This is a genomic window from Halorubrum tibetense, from assembly GCF_042661865.1.
Lineage (GTDB): Archaea > Halobacteriota > Halobacteria > Halobacteriales > Haloferacaceae > Halorubrum > Halorubrum tibetense.
The window spans coordinates 1-2,891 of sequence record NZ_JBHSWW010000336.1 but is presented as its reverse complement, the minus strand read 5'-3'; the positions used below and the strand labels follow the sequence as shown (position 1 = coordinate 2,891).

Annotated in this window: 3 protein-coding genes and 1 pseudogene; 3 read left to right on the top strand and 1 reads right to left on the bottom strand. The window is 68.7% G+C overall.

Annotation, left to right across the window (positions count from 1 at the left end; all coding sequences use genetic code 11):
- Nucleotides 1–966, bottom strand: a pseudogene (locus tag ACFQEU_RS14675) (ATPase domain-containing protein); the annotation flags it as partial.
- A gap of 120 nt (nucleotides 967–1,086) precedes the next feature.
- On the opposite strand from ACFQEU_RS14675, the gene ACFQEU_RS14670 reads away from it, so the two are divergent.
- The 3 genes from ACFQEU_RS14670 to ACFQEU_RS14660 form a co-directional block, all read left to right on the top strand.
- Complete coding sequence (locus ACFQEU_RS14670; protein WP_379783366.1) at nucleotides 1,087–1,911, top strand: NAD(+)/NADH kinase; 825 nt, start codon at nucleotides 1,087–1,089, stop codon at nucleotides 1,909–1,911.
- A gap of 51 nt (nucleotides 1,912–1,962) precedes the next feature.
- Nucleotides 1,963–2,505 carry a hypothetical protein gene (locus ACFQEU_RS14665; RefSeq protein WP_379783364.1) on the top strand — a complete coding sequence of 181 codons (543 nt, stop codon included), beginning with the start codon at nucleotides 1,963–1,965 and terminating at the stop codon, nucleotides 2,503–2,505.
- Between the two features lie 38 nt (nucleotides 2,506–2,543).
- Nucleotides 2,544–2,891: TVP38/TMEM64 family protein (locus ACFQEU_RS14660; RefSeq protein ID WP_465261159.1), on the top strand; the 348-nt coding region annotated here is incomplete at its 3' end.

Below are 2,891 nucleotides of genomic sequence, written 5' to 3'. Positions count from 1 at the left end.
CGCCCGATCTGAGAATCTACAGATAAAGCGCCGCTACCGGTAGAATATCGAATATCAAAAATCCGATGTTGCCGCCGTCTTGCGTTCAACACGGCATCGTACATCATTTCCAGGAGCGAGACGGAGTCGAGGACCAGCCGGTCCGCGCCGAACGACTCGATAAGTCGGCTCAGGTCGTTCCGGATCGACGCCAGCGAGTTCGCCATCTCGATCGGGTCGAGCATGACGACCGCGAGCCGTCCGGCTTCCGCGTGTTCACGGAAAGCCCAGCCCTTCTCCTCGGCGGTCGCGAGGATCGACTCTCTGGTCTGTTCGAGCGTTATGTACACGGCGCGTCGGTCCGACTCCAGCGCCTCGTTGAGGAACTGGAGCGCAAACGTCGTCTTACCGGTTCCGGCCCCGCCGATAACGGACAGCAGGGACCGGCTGGGGACGCCGCCGAGGATCATCTCGTCGAGCCCTTCGATACCGATGTTCGTCCGATCGATGTCGGAGTCGAGTTCCTCCGGGTCCTCTTCGAACGCGGTCGGACCGTCGTCCGGCGCTCCACCGAACGAACCGCCACCCCCGCCGCCGAACGAACGAACCACTGCCACTACCGCCCCCACCGCCGAACGGATCGTTCTCTCCGAACGAACCACTGCCACTACCGCCCCCACCGCCGAACGGATCGTCGGTTTCGGATGGGCCGCCGTCCAACGTGTCGCCGGTCTCGTTCGCCTGGCCGTCCTGTCCGGATCGGTCGGCGGCGATATCCGTATGGCCGTCGACCGTCTCCCCGTTGGCCGCATCGTCGTGGGATTCGTCGGCCGCATCGTCGCCTGCCGCGTCGCTTTCGGCTGCCTCGCCCTCGGCCGCATCGTCGCCTGCGAGGCCGTCGTCGGGGCGCTCCGAGGCGGTATCTCCCTCCTCCTCGTCGAGCTCGCGCAGGGCGCGCTCGAACCAGTCGTCCTCCTCGTCGGTCATGGTCCCGGGCGGCCGTGCAGGGTCGCCATGTGCGCCTGAACGCCGGCCGGTGGCTTGAACCTTTCCGGAATCGGCCCGATCTCCACACGCTTTTACTCGGGCCCGCGAAACGTGACACTCATGGAAGTCGGGATCGTGGCGCGGAAGGGCAACCCGGACGCGGTGGCAGTCGCCGCGCGGGTTCGGGACGCGGTTCGCTCCCACGGCGAGACCGTTCGACTCGACGAGCGTACCGCGGCAGCCCTGGACGACGACGCCGGCCGTGAGGTTTCCTCCCTCGTCGAGTGCGACTTGGCCGTCGCCATCGGGGGCGACGGAACGTTCCTCTTCGTCGCCCGCAACGCAGGCGGAACCCCAGTCGTCGGTGTGAATCTCGGTGAGGTCGGGTTCCTGAACGTCGTCCCGCCGGACGAGGCCGAGGACGCGGTGCTCGCGGCGGTCGAAGCCCACCGTAGGGGCGAGATGCCCGTCCGTGAGGTGCCACGGCTTGCCGCCCGAACGGACGGGTGGGAATCGGTCCCGGCGGCGAACGAAGTCGTCGTGCAGGGCGATCGCCGCGGACCGGGGAGCGGGATCGACTACGAGCTCCGAATCGACGGGTCACGGTACTCCGGGGGACACGCGGACGGGGTCCTCGTCGCGACCCCAACCGGATCGACCGCGTACAACCTCTCGGAGGGCGGCCCGCTCGTCCACCACGATGTCTCCGGTCTCGTCGTCAACGAGATGGCGCCCGATGCAGGGATGCCGGCGCTCGCCGTCGGAACCGATGCGACCGTCACCGTGGACATCTCCACGCCGACGGGTGCCGTGGTGGTAAGCGACGGGCGGAACGCGACGGAGCTCGACGGTCCGGTCGAAGTAACTATCGAGCAAACGACGCCACCGATGCGGATCGCGGGACCCGAGTCCGATTTCTTCGAGGCGCTCGGCAAGCTTTCCTGATCGACGCGGCCGACGCACAACGTTCAATCCCTTCCCTCCCAACGGCCGGGTATGGGAACCCCCTCCGGCCTCGAACCGTTTCGTGACCAGTCGGTCACGGACCAGATCGGTCTCGCGATCGTCGGTGCTCTCGTCTGTCTCGTCGGCTACGTCGGTGCGGCAGCCCTCCTGTACGACGTCACTGTTCTGGACCACGGGGGGCCGGAGACGCCCCGGCGGGTCGCCGGGGCCGCCGCGTCGCTCGCCTGCTGGGGGCTGTACTCGCTCGCGTTCATACGGGGGCGGGGCGGTCCGGTGACGACCCCAATCGTCTCGCCGCTCGCGACGCTCGCGGTCGTCCCCCTGGCGTTCCGCTGGCTCCGGTTCGGTCCCGCGTGGAGCGCCGTCCGTGACCGGATCGCGTGGGTGTTCTTCGATGTCGGGCTGTTCGTCGACGTCGGCGCGTTCGTCCTCCCGGGCCTCTCGCTGTTCCTCGCCGTGGTGACCCTGTGGGCGAGCCGGTTGGACGAGGCGGCGATCCGGGAGTGGCAGCGCCACCACCTCCCCGACGAGTTCCGTGAGGCGTTCGTCGCCGAGACCGACCTCGATCGGTGACCCACAAGGCGTTTACCGGCCGCCCGCCTCTCGCCGCCGTGAACCGTCGTTCCGTCGTCGGCGGTGTCGGCGTCGCCGTCGTCGTCGTGGTCGCCTGGCTCGTCTCCCCGGACCCGGCCGTCGAGACGCTGGAGTGGATCGCCGCCGATCCGGTCCGGTTCGGACTGCTTGCAATCGGCCTCGCGGCCGTCCGACCGTTCCTCGCGTGGCCGACTACCCTCCTCGCGGTCGTCGTCGGGTTCGGATACGGGTGGGTCGGCGTCCCGTTCGCGGCGCTCCTCCTCACGGCAACGGCGTTTCCGCCCTACTGGCTCGCCAAGCGCGGACGCGTCCACCTGACGGGCGGGTCCCGAACGCTCGCTCGGGTCTCCGAGACGGCCGACCGG

What these genes read in the sequence shown, in the direction of transcription:
- ACFQEU_RS14670 (WP_379783366.1), top strand. Translation starts at nt 1,087, where the DNA reads ATGGAAGTCGGGATCGTGGCGCGGAAGGGCAACCCGGACGCGGTGGCA.
- ACFQEU_RS14665 (WP_379783364.1), top strand. Translation starts at nt 1,963, where the DNA reads ATGGGAACCCCCTCCGGCCTCGAACCGTTTCGTGACCAGTCGGTCACG.